This window comes from Cytobacillus sp. FSL R5-0569, assembly GCF_038007265.1.
In the GTDB taxonomy this organism is placed as follows: domain Bacteria; phylum Bacillota; class Bacilli; order Bacillales; family Cytobacillaceae; genus Cytobacillus; species Cytobacillus kochii.
Genome location: NZ_JBBOWW010000001.1, coordinates 3,738,910 through 3,754,749 on the forward strand (window position 1 = coordinate 3,738,910; position 15,840 = coordinate 3,754,749).

The 15,840-nt window shown below is 36.8% G+C and carries 18 protein-coding genes; 5 read left to right on the top strand and 13 right to left on the bottom strand.

What is annotated here, in order from left to right:
- Positions 1-10: 10 nt before the first annotated feature.
- The 11 genes from MKX78_RS18900 to MKX78_RS18950 all read right to left on the bottom strand — a co-directional run bounded on the left by MKX78_RS18900 (position 11) and on the right by MKX78_RS18950 (position 10,761).
- Positions 11-1,837, bottom strand: coding sequence for a polysaccharide biosynthesis protein (locus MKX78_RS18900; RefSeq protein WP_307318124.1), 1,827 nt, complete (start codon positions 1,835-1,837; stop codon positions 11-13).
- Positions 1,838-2,096: 259 nt separating this feature from the next.
- On the bottom strand, positions 2,097-2,762 hold the full coding sequence (locus MKX78_RS18905; RefSeq protein ID WP_095372095.1) for a CpsD/CapB family tyrosine-protein kinase: 666 nt from the start codon (positions 2,760-2,762) through the stop codon (positions 2,097-2,099).
- Positions 2,722-3,471, bottom strand: a complete 750-nt coding sequence (locus MKX78_RS18910; RefSeq protein ID WP_095372094.1) for a YveK family protein — start codon at positions 3,469-3,471, stop codon at positions 2,722-2,724. Before MKX78_RS18910 ends, MKX78_RS18905 begins: the two co-directional genes overlap by 41 nt.
- Before the next feature lie 100 nt (positions 3,472-3,571).
- Positions 3,572-4,759 (bottom strand): nucleotidyltransferase domain-containing protein, encoded by a 1,188-nt coding sequence (locus MKX78_RS18915; protein WP_307318127.1) that lies wholly within the window; start codon positions 4,757-4,759, stop codon positions 3,572-3,574.
- Entirely contained in the window at positions 4,753-5,229 is a 477-nt protein-coding gene (locus tag MKX78_RS18920) for a lasso peptide biosynthesis B2 protein (protein ID WP_095372092.1), read from the bottom strand. Before MKX78_RS18920 ends, MKX78_RS18915 begins: the two co-directional genes overlap by 7 nt.
- Positions 5,222-5,521 carry a lasso peptide biosynthesis PqqD family chaperone gene (locus tag MKX78_RS18925; RefSeq protein WP_095372091.1) on the bottom strand — a complete coding sequence of 100 codons (300 nt, stop codon included), beginning with the start codon at positions 5,519-5,521 and terminating at the stop codon, positions 5,222-5,224. Before MKX78_RS18925 ends, MKX78_RS18920 begins: the two co-directional genes overlap by 8 nt.
- The gene (locus MKX78_RS18930) at positions 5,490-6,443 is read right to left on the bottom strand and encodes an aldolase (protein ID WP_341051907.1); all 954 of its coding nucleotides are present in this window, start codon (positions 6,441-6,443) and stop codon (positions 5,490-5,492) included. Before MKX78_RS18930 ends, MKX78_RS18925 begins: the two co-directional genes overlap by 32 nt.
- A gap of 208 nt (positions 6,444-6,651) precedes the next feature.
- Positions 6,652-6,777 (bottom strand): paeninodin family lasso peptide, encoded by a 126-nt coding sequence (locus MKX78_RS18935; RefSeq protein WP_224937966.1) that lies wholly within the window; start codon positions 6,775-6,777, stop codon positions 6,652-6,654.
- Positions 6,737-8,701, bottom strand: coding sequence for an asparagine synthase-related protein (locus tag MKX78_RS18940; protein WP_341051910.1), 1,965 nt, complete (start codon positions 8,699-8,701; stop codon positions 6,737-6,739). Before MKX78_RS18940 ends, MKX78_RS18935 begins: the two co-directional genes overlap by 41 nt.
- 233 nt (positions 8,702-8,934) lie before the next feature.
- On the bottom strand, positions 8,935-9,744 hold the full coding sequence (locus MKX78_RS18945) for an endonuclease I family protein (RefSeq protein ID WP_095372088.1): 810 nt from the start codon (positions 9,742-9,744) through the stop codon (positions 8,935-8,937).
- A 375-nt stretch (positions 9,745-10,119) separates the two neighbouring features.
- A complete protein-coding gene (locus MKX78_RS18950) occupies positions 10,120-10,761 on the bottom strand; it encodes an SDR family oxidoreductase (protein ID WP_322910405.1) in 642 nt (213 codons plus the stop codon).
- 75 nt (positions 10,762-10,836) lie between these two features.
- Between MKX78_RS18950 and MKX78_RS18955 the strand changes: the two genes are divergently transcribed.
- Positions 10,837-11,856, top strand: coding sequence for a potassium channel family protein (locus MKX78_RS18955; RefSeq protein ID WP_322910439.1), 1,020 nt, complete (start codon positions 10,837-10,839; stop codon positions 11,854-11,856).
- On the opposite strand, the gene MKX78_RS18960 is transcribed toward MKX78_RS18955, so the two are convergent.
- Positions 11,853-12,260 carry a YugN-like family protein gene (locus MKX78_RS18960; protein WP_095373616.1) on the bottom strand — a complete coding sequence of 136 codons (408 nt, stop codon included), beginning with the start codon at positions 12,258-12,260 and terminating at the stop codon, positions 11,853-11,855. The two genes, MKX78_RS18955 and MKX78_RS18960, sit on opposite strands and share 4 nt — an antisense overlap.
- Before the next feature lie 259 nt (positions 12,261-12,519).
- Between MKX78_RS18960 and MKX78_RS18965 the strand changes: the two genes are divergently transcribed.
- From MKX78_RS18965 to MKX78_RS18980, 4 genes are all read left to right on the top strand, one after another.
- Entirely contained in the window at positions 12,520-13,563 is a 1,044-nt protein-coding gene (locus MKX78_RS18965; RefSeq protein ID WP_322910406.1) for a hypothetical protein, read from the top strand.
- 158 nt (positions 13,564-13,721) lie between these two features.
- Positions 13,722-14,120 carry a peptidase G2 autoproteolytic cleavage domain-containing protein gene (locus MKX78_RS18970; protein WP_322910407.1) on the top strand — a complete coding sequence of 133 codons (399 nt, stop codon included), beginning with the start codon at positions 13,722-13,724 and terminating at the stop codon, positions 14,118-14,120.
- A gap of 5 nt (positions 14,121-14,125) precedes the next feature.
- Positions 14,126-14,362, top strand: coding sequence for a peptidase G2 autoproteolytic cleavage domain-containing protein (locus tag MKX78_RS18975; RefSeq protein WP_322910408.1), 237 nt, complete (start codon positions 14,126-14,128; stop codon positions 14,360-14,362).
- A gap of 247 nt (positions 14,363-14,609) precedes the next feature.
- Positions 14,610-15,125, top strand: a complete 516-nt coding sequence (locus MKX78_RS18980; RefSeq protein ID WP_180317064.1) for a DUF3189 family protein — start codon at positions 14,610-14,612, stop codon at positions 15,123-15,125.
- A gap of 63 nt (positions 15,126-15,188) precedes the next feature.
- On the opposite strand, the gene MKX78_RS18985 is transcribed toward MKX78_RS18980, so the two are convergent.
- Entirely contained in the window at positions 15,189-15,347 is a 159-nt protein-coding gene (locus tag MKX78_RS18985; RefSeq protein WP_180316939.1) for a hypothetical protein, read from the bottom strand.
- Positions 15,348-15,840 lie beyond the last annotated feature (493 nt).

Genomic DNA, 15,840 nt, shown 5'->3' on the forward strand with positions numbered 1-15,840 from the left:
TCCTTCTTCCTTAAGATAGTGATAACATATTAGCAACTTCCTGCTGTTTCTCTGGCGTTTCTTTTCGGTTTGCAAGGGTTAACAATCGTTCTCTTAATTCCTCTTTACTCATCACAGGATATAAATCAATTAAACTTTCAATCTCTTCAATATAAAGAGTGGCGCTTTTCCCAATATAAATATGTGGGTGAATTTGCTGATCGTCCATTTCTTCCTTATTCAATAGTTCTTCAAATAACTTCTCCCCTTGGCGAATACCGGTGAATTTAATACTTATTTCCTGAGTTGTATAGCCGGAAAGTTTAATTAAATTTTTTGCTAAATCATATATTCTTACCGGTTTACCCATATCTAAAATAAATATCTCACCACCTAATGCTAGTGCACCTGCCTGTAGCACAAGCCTTGACGCCTCAGGAATGGTCATAAAATATCTCACCATATCAGGGTGCGTGACAGTAATTGGTCCCCCTTTTTCGATTTGCTTTTTAAAAAGGGGAATAACACTCCCTCTACTACCTAATACATTGCCAAACCTTACCGCAACAAAACGAGTTGTACTTACTTTATTCATTTGTTGAACAAGCATTTCTGCAAGACGCTTCGATGAGCCCATTACACTTGTTGGATTTACTGCTTTATCTGTTGACACCATTACAAATACATTGACTTGTGACTGATGAGCTGCCTCTGCCATATTCCTTGTACCAATTATATTATTTTTTACTGCTTCCTCTGGATGTTCTTCCATTAATGGTACATGCTTGTGGGCGGCTGCATGATAAACAACTGCCGGTTGATATTTTTTCATGACTTGAATCATGCGTTCTTTATCTTGAATATCAGCAATAACAGGAATCAGTTCGCTATCACTTTTCATATCTACCAGTTCTAATAATATGGAATAAATGCTGTTTTCTCCATGACCGAGAAGAATCAAACGCTTCGGTGAAAAATTTAAAATCTGTCGACAAATCTCTGAACCAATTGAACCACCTGCACCAGAGACAAGTACCGTTTGATTGGCAATATACTCCGAAATACTATTGTCCTCTAAGAGAATCGGCTCTCTTCCGAGTAAATCTTCCACCTTTACATCTCGTATATGATTGACTTTTACTTCTCCCATGACAATATCTTCAATAAAGGGTAGTGTTTGTGTCTTGCTATTCGTTTTGGTACATTCATTAAAAATGATTTCGAGCTCTTCTTTTTTAAGTGAAGGGATAGCAATGATTAAATGCTCTATACCCATTTCCTGAACAATCTCTCTTAATTGTTCTACCTTCCCTAAAACCTTTAAGCCTGCTAAATACAAGCCTTGCTTCCTATAGTCATCATCAATAAATCCGACTGGAATTAATTGATCATGTCCTTGCATCAATTGTTTGGCAAGCATTCCTCCTGCTGAACCAGCACCAATAATTAATGTTTTTTTCTTATTAATAGCTAGCTCTTGCATTTGTTCTCGATAGACTCTTACGCCATATCTCGAACTTGTTAATATAATAAGCAACACTAAACTATAAATGATTGTAAATTGTGGAAGAAACGCTTTTAATAACATGTAGTATGTAATCATTGTTAAACAGACTGTCGTTCCTACAAGCCTGAGAATAATGAGAAATTCTCGAATACTAGCATAGGACCATAATTGCTCATAGAATTGCTCTTTATAAGCAAAGATATAATAAAATAGAAGTGATAAACTATAAATTATAATAGCTTGATTGTATGAGATAGAAGTTGGGAGTAATAGATACGTAAATATAAAAGAACTCAATAGTAATACTGCATCCATCAATAACGAAAATATAAGCTTTAGTCTGTATGACACAATATCATCCCTCCCTTGCTTCAGGATTCCAAATGACTTATACCATCAGTAAATGATTAGAACTAATACAATTCTCAACTCATGTAAAGACATTTAATTTAAAAGTAAAACAGGGCATCTAACCCCCCCTCTCACCACACTCTTGACGACAGGGCGTCTAAGGTTTCTTTCAACCCACAGCATGACCGAGTATCTCTCTTAGATAAAGGCAAGGAGACATCACCTTAAATATTCTTTATAACGAACAATCATAAAAAAATTAATGGCTTCCATTCAAGATGGTGCCAATAATGTTCGACTTTGCATATTGTAGTGTTTTTTTAGCATTGTAGACATGTTCTGCTTTTGTTTGCCCTTGTTTTACGACGAGTATCACACCATCACTAACATTCGCTAACACCTTTGTATCAGTAACATCTAATAAACAAGGGGAATCAATTAAAATTACATCATATAATGGGCTAACTTTAGCTATGAGCTTCTTCATGACACTAGAACCAAGTAGTTCTGAGGGATTGGATGGAATCTTCCCACTAGGCAATAGTTTTAGGCCAGGAATTTGCGTAGAAATAGTCACTTCTTCCTGTATTGCATCGCCTTTCAATACATCTGTTAAACCAGGCTCTTGAGCTGCCATAAACATTTGATGCAATGCTGGATTTCTTAAATTAGCATCAATCAAGAGTACTTTCTCTTTTTGGTTCGCAATTGATACAGCAATATTGCCTATCATAGTCGTTTTACCTTCATAACGATCTGGTGAAGTAATAAGCAAGACCATATGCTTTTTCTCACCATTGATAAATTGGATATTTGTTCTTATCGTGCGGAATTGTTCAGAAATGATAGAATGAGGGTACAAATAAGTGACTAAGTTTCGTCCCTTATTGCTCGTACCGATTTTCCATTTCCGCATATTGACCATTAGTCTTCCTCCTTTCTTTCATTGTTTGTTTTTGTTTCTTTTGTTTCAAATTTTTTGTATGTATGATTGAAACAGTACCAATTGTTGGCACATCGATTAATCTCTCAAGCTGGCTTTCTGACTTTACAGAATCATTTAATGAGTCTAATAGAAAAATAAAGCCTATTCCCGCAACTAAACCTAATACCCCTGCAATTACTATTATATTCAGCCCATTACTTTCATTAATAGGGGTCGGGTTTGTTCTTGCCTCCGACAAAATGCTGACTTCATCAAAATCCATAATTGTCGGGATTTTTTCAATAAACACTTTTGCTGTAGTATTAGCAATTAAAGCGGCTCTTTCTGGATGTGAATCAACTACGGTTATATTCACCACCTGCGTATCATCAACACTCGTAACAGCAATCTTATTCGCTAATTGATCACTTGTTTCCGCTAATCTCAATTCTTTAATTACTTCCTCTAACACCACTGTGTCTCTAATGATGACCTGTAGAGTATTTCGATACCCTACTTCTGCCCCAATAATAATATTCGTATCACTTTGATAGAGTAACGTTGGTTTATTTAATAAGTGATAAATAAAAGCAATCCCACAAGCAAGCAACGTAAAAAGAAGCACCAGCCAAAACCTTTTCTTAATGACTTTAAATAGTTCAGGTAATTGTATTTCTTTAGCCTCAGGTTCATTCAAATATCTGTTCATTTGTAATCCACCTTTTGTATTTTCTTTATAAAGAACAAAAAGAGTAAAAAAATAGAATTAGATTAGATTTATTTCATTTTAGTTCTTTATAAAGAACAAGTCAACAAGTTTTCTTTCTTGCATTTTGTAGTATTTGCCGTTTCCTATTTAGCCATAGAAAAGGTTTTATCACATAATAAAGTGGGAACCATTTTTTCGGTAACGGGAATGCTTGATAATCTTCGGACAAAGGATAGAACCATTGCAAATAATGAATGAACTTCTGCTTCAAAGTAAATAAACTACGTAAATATTGCGCATGATAATGAGCAATTTCCTTTGGTACATGATGATCATGTAACGAAACCAATTGGTGAAAATAAAACGATGCACCCCTTGCTAATTTTATTGATGCACGCTTATCCATGCATGTTGATTTTACATTTGAATTAAATAGTTTCACTGATAATAATAATGCCTGCCCAGCGATTTTATCGTATTGGTATTGGGTTAAATGATGTGACCAGTCCTTATCATTCACAAAACTTCCCTGTAACAAGATCTGATGAATGTCGAACAGCCATCTTAACCTTGACCAACCGTGCCTAGCACCGTGAGTACTTAAGAAATAGAATAAATCTTTTTCACCTAAATAAGGAAAGCTAATTTGACTACTCCATTGGCTTTCTCTTCGTCTCTCCCATAACTCGGTAAAATGGGGCTCTGTGCTTGGTGCAGGGTGAAGGCGCCAGTGAACTTCTACCTTCGTTCGATGTTGCTTATGAAAATAGGTAAAGTGGTGATGTCGCCATTTCCAATCATCCATCACCGATTCAATATATTCATCTTTTTCATAACCTTGTAGGAGCATTAATTGTTCTGCTTGTTCAATACGTTCAATCGGCACCAGCAAATCAATATCAGCACAAGTACGCAAAGACAGATCACCGTAAAGCTCTTTAGCTAGTATCGGACCTTTGAGAAAAAGAAGCGGTAGAGATGCTTGTTGAAACTGCAAATAGAGTGTGTGCATTTCCGCAGTCAAATGCAGCATACGATAGATATTCTGCTCATAATCTTTCTTTATTTTTGTAAATATATATGCTGGCATCTTATCAGCTACCCTTTGTTCATTTATTGCATGATATATTTGCGGGAATATTCGATGATGCTTTACTGCTAGCAGGAACTGATCCCAATCTACCTTGGTACATAATGAAAGTACTAATTGCTTTTCATTTTTCATCAATGATACGATCAGCTGCATTTCTAAAGGTAAATTTTGATTATCCAATGACGTTCTTACCATCTCTCCTTCTCCTTTTTCGGTATACATGCAAACATACTAACAATTGTAAACTTATCTTTTTCATGCGCCCCGCTCAGAAAGAAAGTACCACTTCTTAACCATGCATGAGCGACAAACTCACCGTAATCATCCCTTGCAGTCCCTAAATATAAAGTACTTTCTATTCCTCTTCTTTCAAGCATTTTCATACAAGCAACAGCCTTCACTAAGCATTCACTCTCCCAAAACGTATACCGACTCATATGATGTACTGCTTCAGAAATTTGTTGAATAGGATTCTCTCTATGAAGGTCCTGTGTTTGTTCTGTCTCTTTCATATGCTTACCTAATAGATGTGAAACTTTAGAAAATGGTAACTGCTTATAGATTCTTGCATAAGCTAGATAAATTAGGGCCTCTATTAATAATTGTTTTTTCTCCCAGGGAAGAGCAAGAAAATGTTTAAGTTTATGAAAAAGTATGCTATTCATGTTGATGTACTTCAATAAGCCCTTCTTTTAAAAGCTGATCAAGAAAGGAAAACACCTCTTCTTCACACTTGATTTGCTCCACTTCGTATTCTGCTTGCATTTGCACAATGAGAGAAGAGATTAACACGCCTTCTTGCATCTTTCCCCAGATTTCACCACCAATGACACCTAAATTATAATACTTACCGTTTTCAATATTCAGCATCACTTTCTCACCGTTCATATCGCTTACCATATTTCCACTTACTTGTTTCACGATATCATTGATTGACAATGGCTTCTTTGTTATCATTCTGCTCCTCCTCAAACAAGTTATGAATCGTATCTGCCAGCTCATATGCTGAAAATAAGTTCGACCGCTCGATCGCATACATAGGAATTTGACTAGCAATCTTAACCGATAAGTCAAAATGCCAAGCTAATAGTCCTAACCGCCCGATCATAAAAGGACGATATGTATGAGCATCCAAAACTTCAATTTTTTGCAACCCATTTAAAGGGTGTATTTCTTTTGGCCTTTCATTCACCTGATGTAGTACGAAAATACCTGCAAGTGGAACCGAGTGATGTGTGAATACATTCTGTACAGGTATCGCATATTTATTTTCTCTATCAAAAAGAGGATGATAACTTGTAACTGATAAACCTAACTTTATAATACTTTCATCCCATAGTTTTTGTTGTGGGTAGCTCGGTACTACATAGGCTGTGCCGTTTACTAATTGAATAGGTATGACATCATCACTTAATAACGACCATCCTTTAAGAATAAGCGTCGAAGCTAGTGTCGACTTTCCTGCCCCTGAATCTCCGACAATTAAATAGGCTTTGCCATCCTTCATTACTGCACTTCCATGAAGGGGTAATATCCGCCTTTGCATTAACAGTACACCCATACACGATCCTAATATAAACAAACGGACCTTATCTATTGAACTACTAGGATGAGGGTCAAAATAAATACTCCTGCCCCCCTCAATATAGAAAGTTGCCGTTTCATTAACTGTAAATAGAACGGATTGATCTGTTAATACTTTAAATTTTCTTTTCTCTCCATAATTATCCCATATAGATGATAAATCTCTTTGTTTAATACTAATCATCTCAATAGGATTAGAGGGCTCAGATTCTTCGCTAGCAACAAGTTCTTTAAATGGAATATCACTTAATACATATAAACCGAATGCCCGATATTTATGTGTCTTCTTATCCAAAACGATCCTCCTTTCTTAGAAAAGCGCCAGACACCACTGCCTATAAGCGTAAAAGAAAGGACTCTGCCTATCCTGTTTTTTTAAGCTATACCTAAGAGCAATAGCGTCCAAATTTAGCGCACGAAATGTCAATTAAACTTATTATCTCTCCAACTCTTTTCTAAGAAGCCCTTATACATAAGCACAAGGGCCGGTTCCTTTAATGTGCTTACGAATGATGAATGGTTTCATCTTCATCTGGTTGGACAGCATCCGGGATTTTTAATCCTGGTCCTCCCATTGTTCTTTTTATTTCAAGTTCTTGCAAAATGGGTGTTTGCCAAATTTTTGTCACTTGTTTCACCTCCTTTAATAAGAAAACGGTAAAGAATGAGTGTCCGCATCGCTATGCGAAAATCATCATCAAACACCTGGTTTGCTTGTGGTTGCTGAATACGCTTTAGATGGTCCCGGATGACTGACACATCGATAAAGTGCTGAATGCGCTGATCGTTTAGTGCTTTTTCCATTTCATTTAGAAAAGACGACCAATTTGGTAGGAGACGCAGCAGCCCATCTGCACCTTGCACACCCTTACTTTTCACATTTAATCGGTTAAGATTCGGTAAATATCCTTTTGTTGCTCTACGAATAAAGGCACGATTGAATCCATTTTTCACAAATTGATCCTCCGGAAGCGATAAACAAAAACGGACCACTCGTAAATCATCTGTAGGATCTCTAGGAATTACTCCATATTTCAAGGCCATTTTTGCGCCATATACCCCTGTTGTATGCCAATAATAGAGGTCATTGAATTGTTTTTCTCTCACTTGATATGCATTAGTTAGCCCGTTCCCCGCTTGGTCTATACCGTTATCTCTTAATTTTTCATACACCTTTGTTTGTCTTGCAAATGCAGGATGAATAAATTGTGGAAAGGGATGCCCCCGATTCACATGGGATGCTCTTATTTTTTTATTTATAATAGTCGACCAAACTTTTTTTCGATCAACACCTAAAGCGATACTATAGGAATTAGTCTCTTTTAAAAAATGTAATAATCGATACTTTTTAAGAAGACTTGCATAGTAATCAAGCGCTGGACCCCAAGAAATGGTCCAATTGCCACGTTGGCCATTGAGGAGAATACCTATATCCAAAGCTGATGCTTGTTCGTAAATCCCTCGTAACCAATACGTATTATCGAAGTATTTATAAGGTGATTCAATCACATTCAACCACTCATCCATTTCTGTATAAGCATTACGGTCAGAGAAAGATAAGAAATGCGGAACGAGAGTAGGGTATAGCTTAAGCATCTCTTCAATCCATGGTCTTTCGTTCGCTTGTCTACTTTTGGGTGTCCAATCTTCAAACTTGGGAATAGGGATGTAACTGAAAGTATGTAACGGTTCCCCTTGTAATGATTTGGCCGCAAATGCAGTGACTGTACCTGAATCCAACCCCCCACTTAAATGAGCACCTTTTCCCTTAAATGTTCTTAATTTAGAATCAACTACTTTTTGAAATAATTCTTGAAATGCTTCAATATATTGTTCATCATTCTTTAGTTTAAGCGGTTCTCTTTCTTCTAGTAGGTGACAGTATTGTTTAAACTGCGTATGATGTTTCGTTATCGTGATTGAGTGTGAAGGTGGAATTTGATAGATTGATTGATAGACTGTTGAGGTTAAATCTACTGATTCTATCGTTAATGGATTAGCAAGATATTCAGCGATCCAGTTCTCATTATATGTATCTTCTACTTCTGGTAAAGTCAGTAGTGCACCCATAGTCGATGCGAATGAAAAGAACAAAGCATTTTTAGTAAAATATAATGTTCTCGTGCCTGAGAAATCTCTAGCTCCAAACCATGTTTGTTTTTTGTCATTCCAAATCATGAATACAAAATCACCGACTAAAAACCTAGGACAATCTTCTCCCCATTTTTCATAGGCATATAAAATCAGTTGACTATCGGTAATCATATATCTCTCATACTTCCGAATATTTAATAGCTGGTATAAGTCTTCGCGATTATCAATAATACTATTGCATATAATAGCTAACCCTTTTTCTCGATTATAATAAGGAATTTCCTCACCCATAGATTGTGGTGTAATCCAATTTAAAGAACAACTTAAGAATAGGCGGCGCTCTCTTATTGTTTGCACTTGATCATAACGGAACCCTTGAAACTGTTGCAACATCCTATCCCCATAATGAACGGGAATTTCCCACTCATTGAAGCTCCATATACCAGTAATTGCTGTCATGCGCTACCTCCCTCTTTGTTAGTTCTTTATAAAGAACATGTAAGTACTTTTAAACTAACATCATACAAATCAACTGTCAATATTGTTTTTGATACAAATGGCTTATTTTTTTAAAATTAAAGTTATTTTGTTTATTGCTAAAATGAGCCTGCCTTTCATTCTCGTGAAGTAAAAAAAGTCTGGTTGAAATGTAAAAAAATTTACAATTATACCAGACTTACTCTATTCCACTTTTACTGTTCATCATCCCAAATAGCAAATGCCCATTCAGGATTATCAATGAAGGGATTGCGGTTATTTTGAAATTCTTCATAGATGAATTGATTTCTACGTTGTTCATTCTCATCTACAGGGTCCTCTTTATGCCACTTTAACAAAACGGATAATTTTCCATGCAAAGGCGTGCGTCCATTATTGACTCTATCGTTCAATTCTAAATCTAACTCGCCATCATCTCCCTCATAACGTACCGCCATATAGAAAAGCATTCTGGCAATATCACCCTTCACTTCATCACGAGGTTCAAAAGAATCATGATCATAATAATTACCCTTTGCTTCCTGATGTTCTTTTCCACCATTATCAAAATCTAAGTTTCCTCTAGAAGCATTTACACTTACATCCGTCGGCCTTAAATGATGCAGGTCTGTTCCTACACCTGGATCAGTATCAAATCCACCATGGGATTTTGCCCAAATATGTTCACGGTTCCAGTCATCTGCATCTGGACCTTTTAAGTCCTTGTCTTGCGATCTTCCACTATAGAATAAAATTACATTGTCTCTATTTTGTGGATCTTCATCTGTCACCATTAACGCTTCCCATACCTCACGATAAGTCAGTTCATTATGATCATCTATAATCTCATGAAGTGCTGCTTTTAATTCATCTCCCGTTTTCCCTTTTGCCTCTTTATAATAGTCACTATCAACCTGATAATCATTTGTTTGTCTTCCCTCTGTAAATGGGGATTCCCCTTCTGGCGTACAACTAACTAACAAGCTCAATAAAACTAATAATGGGATAAAAGAACGTATGCCCATTGTTTCCTCTCCTTCATAAAGTACTTAAAAGAATATTATCTATGAAAAATAAATATTTGAACAGCACCAACAGGAAGGTTTTATTTAATAGAAGTTTTCCTCCCCTCATATGACTATTTTTTATGCAATGAATGCTGAAAGTAATATCTATCTAAAAACTGCAGCAATGAATTGGAAATATCATTTTAGGCAGCTGAGTACTCTTCGTCGTTTTTTAATTTGAATTGGAGGGATTCCTTATATGAAGAAAAATTCATGAGTATGTCGGCAACGAAATTATAAACAGATTGTTTCCAAATGAAACTAGAGCAAATTCTCTATTAGAATTTGCTCTAGTTTCTTTCTATTTATTTCCATGTCTCTGTATTTTTTTTACTAAATCCCTTTTAGCGCCTCACCTATCGTTTCCTCCCCTGTAACGAGGTCGAATGATTTATGAATGGTCTGATCATTATGAAGCACCTCAACGATTGTTGCAGCCACATCTTCACGTGGAATTGTATTTCTTTCAAGAGAAGCAGCAGCCTTCACTTTCCCTATTCCTGGTTCATTTAATAAGCCACCAGGACGTACGATCGTGTAGTCTAATGAGCTATTCATCAGCATTTTATCAGCATAATGTTTAGCTGCCATATATGGCTCAATCGCTGACCATTTTTCTCGGTCATTCGCATGTATGGCACTAACCATCACAAATCTAGAAACGTCGGCTTTTTCCGCTGCTTCGATTGCTTTACCTGCGCCGTCTAAATCGATGAGCAATGTTTGGTCATATCCTGTATGGCCTCCTGATCCTGCTGTGAAGACAACAGCATCACATCCTTGCATAGCCTTAGCCAAATCTTCAACCGTACCAGTTAATGATGCATGGACCGCTTCCATCCCACGGTTTTTAAAATCAGTTAATTGTTCTTCTTTTCTTACCATTGCTACAGGTATATCACCGGTTGTTTCACTTAATTTATCCATCACTTGTTTACCAATTTGCCCGTTCGCTCCTATTACTAATACTTTCATTCTCTTTCTCCTCTCTTCCTTTTCATTTATCGGTGAAAATCGTTTATGAAAATGGATTTTCACCTATACTAAATAATACTATTTTCTAGGGGAGTTTATAAAATGCCACATTATCTGTATTCTTATTTCACTCGCTTACCATTGGTCTTTCGTATACTCATCATGGCACTGATGACAATTATCCTATTTGGCGGTTTTGTTCACTTATTAGAGCCAAATAGTTTTCCTACTTGGTTTGATGGTATCTGGTGGGCTGTCATAACTGCTTCAACTGTCGGGTATGGTGACTTTGTGCCTCACTCTGTTGTCGGAAGACTAGCAGGAATTGTCCTTGTTTTGACAGGAGCAGGTTTTATTGCTTCTTATTTCGTTGCATTGTCTACTGCCGCTGTCGCTAAGCAAAATGACTATATTCAAGGAAATTTCAAGTTTAAAGACCGTGATCATATTATTGTCATCGGTTGGAATGCTCGTTCGAGAGAAATTTTGAAAACGATATGTAGCTATGTTAATAGCGTACCCGTCACATTAATTGATGAAACATTGGAGGAAAATCCATTGCCCCACCAAAACCTTCATTTCGTCAAAGGCAATCCACAAAGAGATGATGTGCTCATGAAAGCAAGTGTAATGGACGCTAGACAATTGATTATTACCGCTGATCAAAACAAAGACGAACACCAAGCAGATATGCACAGTATCTTGACGTTAATTGCTGTTAAAGGAATGAATCCATCCTTACCTTGTATTGTAGAAATCCTAACAACTGAACAGATGAAAAATGCGAAGCGAGCAGGCGCAGATGAAATCGTGCAAACGAACTTATTAACAAGCTTTGTCATGATTAGTAGCCTTACTTCAAGAGAAATGGTTACGGCATTTCTCAGTTTACTAAGGCAAATTGATCAAAGAAGACTAGGTATTGAGCCCATATTGACTGACCATATTGGGGCTAATTTTCGTGATGTAAGTATTAGCTTAATGAATGAAGATATATTGATTCTTGGCATCAAACGAGGAGAAGAGATGATTATTCATCCCCCTCACCCGTTTTCACTTCAAGCAGAGGATTTGCTTATCACGATAAAAAATTAATATTGCAAAATCCCCTCTAGTTCTTTAACAAGCTCGTGACCTATAGCTACATATCTTTCGGTAACTTCTCCGTCCTTATCAACTGGTGCCTGAAATTGATTAAATGAAGCAGAGAAATTACCGATATTTGCGTTATTTTCATCAATATTGCTCTCGTAAATATGTGACAAGAGGTAAGGTGTTCCCAGTTCTACTGTACAATTGCTTGTATCTAATTGACCATCTATGGATTTGAAGGGTATACGTAAGAAATGATAACCATTGTTCGTATCAATCTTGTAATCAAACGCACCATGGTCATAATCCCAATTCCCTCCAATTGTATAACCCATTGGTTTTAATAACTGCTCCAGTTTAAACAAGTGATATTGCTTTCCCTCGATATTAGAATGAATTTCTCTCATTGCTTTCATTCCTTTCAACATCATATTTTGCTTAGTTTTACCCTATTCCCTCTCACTAATACTAGCGCTTTTCACTTCTCTTTAGGCTTCTTCGCAAAAATAGCTAACCTTAATGGACAAACATACAATCGTGATAAGTGCTCAACTCATAAGTTAAAGCAGATGAAGGGTAAATGTATACAGAGTGCCTTCAGTTAACCTCTTTTAAAAATACATCTATATAATTTTATTAACCCGTATGAAAGGAGAGAATTATGTAATGGCAGAATGTAATCGCAATGCAAATGGTGCCTGTTCTGATGCAGGTGGAATAAATACAAATGCAAACGGTGAAGCTGCTCACGCGGAGGGGAATTCAACGACTGCTGATGGTAATGCTTCTCATGCGGAGGGGTTTGAAACATTAGCTACTGGAGTCGCTTCTCATGTGGAAGGGAGCCAAACAAATGCTATTGGCACAGCTGCTCACACAGAGGGGTTTCAAACCACTTCTGTTAGTGACGCTTCTCATGCGGAAGGGAGTTTAACAACTGCTGAAGGTGAGTCAGCTCATGCGGAAGGAACACTCACCTTAGCCAGTGGTCTTAGTGCCCATGCAGAAGGGAATACAACAACAGCTAGTGGTGACTACACGCATGCGGAAGGAATGGACACTGAAGCAAGTGGTTTTGTTGCTCATACAGAAGGAAGAAGTACAGTTGCAAATAATTCTTATGCTCATGCGGAAGGCTTTCAGCCAAATGCTTCTGGGAGTATTTATCATGCAGAAGGGCAAGGGTCTATCGCTTCTGGTACTAACTCTCATGCAGAAGGATATTTAACGACTGCATCTGGCTCCACTTCACATGCAGAAGGTGGTACCAGCGTAGCATCTGATAGCTTTGCTCATGCAGAAGGTCTTTTCACCCAAGCAAGCGGTTATGTTTCTCACGCTGAAGGAAGTTCAACTGTTGCTTCAAATGCTTTTACCCATGCCGAGGGAATAGAAATGACAGCAGCAGGATACGCGTCGCACACCGAAGGATCTCGTACAAGAAGAGAAGGTATAAACGCTCACGCTGAAGGAAATACAACACTAGCAAGTGGGGATTATTCTCATGCAGAAGGAAGAGGAACCACCGCTAGTGGAAACTATGCACATGCAGAAGGGTTCAATAATATCGCCTCTGGAAATGGGGCCCATGTGGAAGGGGAGCGAATGCAAATAACGCTTCTTTACCCAATACTGCTTCTGGTAATAGTTCGCATACTGAAGGTTACGGAACCACCGCAAGCGGCACAGGTGCTCATGCAGAAGGTTTAAATACCCTATCTACAGCGAATGCCTCACATGCGGAGGGTGTCAACAATAACGCGACTGGTCAAGCCGCTCATGTAGAAGGACAAAATAATGTAGCCCAAGGTGTTTTTTCTCATGCTGAAGGGTTTCAAAATATAGCTACAAATATCGGTTCACATATAATGGGAATATATGGAGAAACAACAGACAATTATTCTTGGCATGTCGGTAATGGAACAAGTGCTAGCAACAGAGGTTCAGCTGCGCTACTCCAAGGATGTACAGGAGATTTATTTATCGATGGTACACTTCATGAAAATGGCGCTGACTATGCTGAAATGTTTGAAACGATTGATGGAAACAGCATTACACCAGGTAGATTTATCACATTACAAGGTAAAAAGGTGAAAATAGCAACCAGCGCAGACAGCTATATTTTAGGCATTACAAGTGCTGCCTCCGCCATTAAGGGGAATGCCGCTGAACTGCATTGGCATCATAAGTATCTAAAGAATCAATGGGGCCGTACTCAATATGAACAAATTCCAAGTGACTCTAATGATGAGTACCTCGCAAAGTAACGCGAGTGGCACCAAAATTAACCCCCGCATACGATTCACAGCAATCTTATATACCAAGAAGTAAACGTAAAGAGTGGGTAACAGTTGGATTACTCGGTCAATTGCTAGTGACTGATGATGGTAGTTGCTCAATTAATGGTTACTGTTTACCGAATGATGAAGGAATCGCCACATATTCAGAAACAGGTTACCGTGTGTTGGATAGAATAAGTTCTAATCAGATACTAGTCATGTTTAAATAGAGTTGGCAAGTACTATGGAAGGATCAAAGTTAACTGAGCACAGAGACGTTTCTCATAGCTATTATCGAGAGCTGGTTAACTTATAATTACCACTCTTAAGCCGGTTCTCCTATTTTTCGATTATCATTTCCACCTTTTGGCTCCTCTCAAGAATCTCCAAGGAATTATAATAGGCTACTTTTATGGAAAGAATGAAGTAGGATTACCCTAATTATAAAAGAGAGGATGGATGGATATGAAAGAAAAAATCATCTATATATATCACGATTTTGGAGGTACCCATACCACCTCTTTAGCCGCTGCCTATCACCTAAATATTTTGAGTGATACTAATTTAATACCAAGTAAAGAAGAGATTTTATCTGTTCCGTACTTTAACAAGCTAAAAAAGAAGGACGCTGGGGAGTTTATTTATCATGGAATTGATAGTGATGGTAATACGGTTTATACTATCGGGAGAAGATCATCCAAACTAACTGTAAAATCACTATATAATTTTAGTGAACTTTTATCTCTACAGCATCAAACTATGAATAAAAAAATAATATTTTCTAATACCTCTCCTGTTGTACCGTTAGCTATGACACTCGGAGGCTTTTTTTCACGAGGTCTTGGAATTGATTCCATAGGGGTGCCACTTTTAATTAAAGGGGCACAGCGTTGTAGCGAAAACATCTTTCAACTTGTAATGGAGACAAAAAAAGTGGCTAAAGAATCGAATCAATTAATCGTTAAAATCGAAAACAAAAAATACCAGGCTTGATGTTCTTTAAAGTATATAATAAGGTTGTCACTTATACAAAAAAACCCTTCTATATAGAGGGGTTTAACCATTTAAAAGTCTCATATAAGCTTGGTAACCTACAATTGCTGCTATTAATGATCCAATTAAAAATAAAACTGACCCACCCAATGTAAATAATCTTCCTATATAAATATTTTTAGCTTCTTCGATTTCAATTGAACTATTACTATTTTTATTCATATTGAACTATACCTCCATCTAAATAATCTAAGATATGAAGGATCTGAATAATATAAATCCTATACCTAAACGCCCAGAGTTGTTATTTTTGAATATACTTAAATTATATAATTAAAAAGAAGAACAGCTTTAAATGCATAAAATACCAACAACTTCTAAAACCACACAATGACGATATCAAATGCAATATTTTTCATCTAATAAATTTATGGTACAGTTCGTCTTTTAGCATTATGATATTAGCCTAGAAATGTTTCTTGGCTAATATCATCATTTCACCTGATTTTTTCTGCTTATCATATTTAATAATTGAGCTAAGAAATAAGGAGTTAAACAAATTGAGCATGATAATTGAATAATTATTTCTAATCCTAGATTAAGAACAAGTAAAAAAATTCTCCAGGATGCTTTAACAAAATTAAATAATGCAGTAAATGCGACAGGTATTTTAACTAGAGATCAAATCCCCTTATTAAAACTCTTTATATAATTA

Coding starts and splice junctions, on each gene's coding strand:
- MKX78_RS18905 (WP_095372095.1), bottom strand. CDS start 2,762: ATGGTCAATATGCGGAAATGGAAAATCGGTACGAGCAATAAGGGACGA.
- MKX78_RS18910 (WP_095372094.1), bottom strand. CDS start 3,471: ATGAACAGATATTTGAATGAACCTGAGGCTAAAGAAATACAATTACCT.
- MKX78_RS18915 (WP_307318127.1), bottom strand. CDS start 4,759: ATGGTAAGAACGTCATTGGATAATCAAAATTTACCTTTAGAAATGCAG.
- MKX78_RS18920 (WP_095372092.1), bottom strand. CDS start 5,229: ATGAATAGCATACTTTTTCATAAACTTAAACATTTTCTTGCTCTTCCC.
- MKX78_RS18925 (WP_095372091.1), bottom strand. CDS start 5,521: ATGATAACAAAGAAGCCATTGTCAATCAATGATATCGTGAAACAAGTA.
- MKX78_RS18940 (WP_341051910.1), bottom strand. CDS start 8,701: ATGACAGCAATTACTGGTATATGGAGCTTCAATGAGTGGGAAATTCCC.
- MKX78_RS18945 (WP_095372088.1), bottom strand. CDS start 9,744: ATGGGCATACGTTCTTTTATCCCATTATTAGTTTTATTGAGCTTGTTA.
- MKX78_RS18950 (WP_322910405.1), bottom strand. CDS start 10,761: ATGAAAGTATTAGTAATAGGAGCGAACGGGCAAATTGGTAAACAAGTG.
- MKX78_RS18960 (WP_095373616.1), bottom strand. CDS start 12,260: ATGAGAGAAATTCATTCTAATATCGAGGGAAAGCAATATCACTTGTTT.
- MKX78_RS18965 (WP_322910406.1), top strand. CDS start 12,520: ATGGCAGAATGTAATCGCAATGCAAATGGTGCCTGTTCTGATGCAGGT.
- MKX78_RS18970 (WP_322910407.1), top strand. CDS start 13,722: ATGGGAATATATGGAGAAACAACAGACAATTATTCTTGGCATGTCGGT.
- MKX78_RS18985 (WP_180316939.1), bottom strand. CDS start 15,347: ATGAATAAAAATAGTAATAGTTCAATTGAAATCGAAGAAGCTAAAAAT.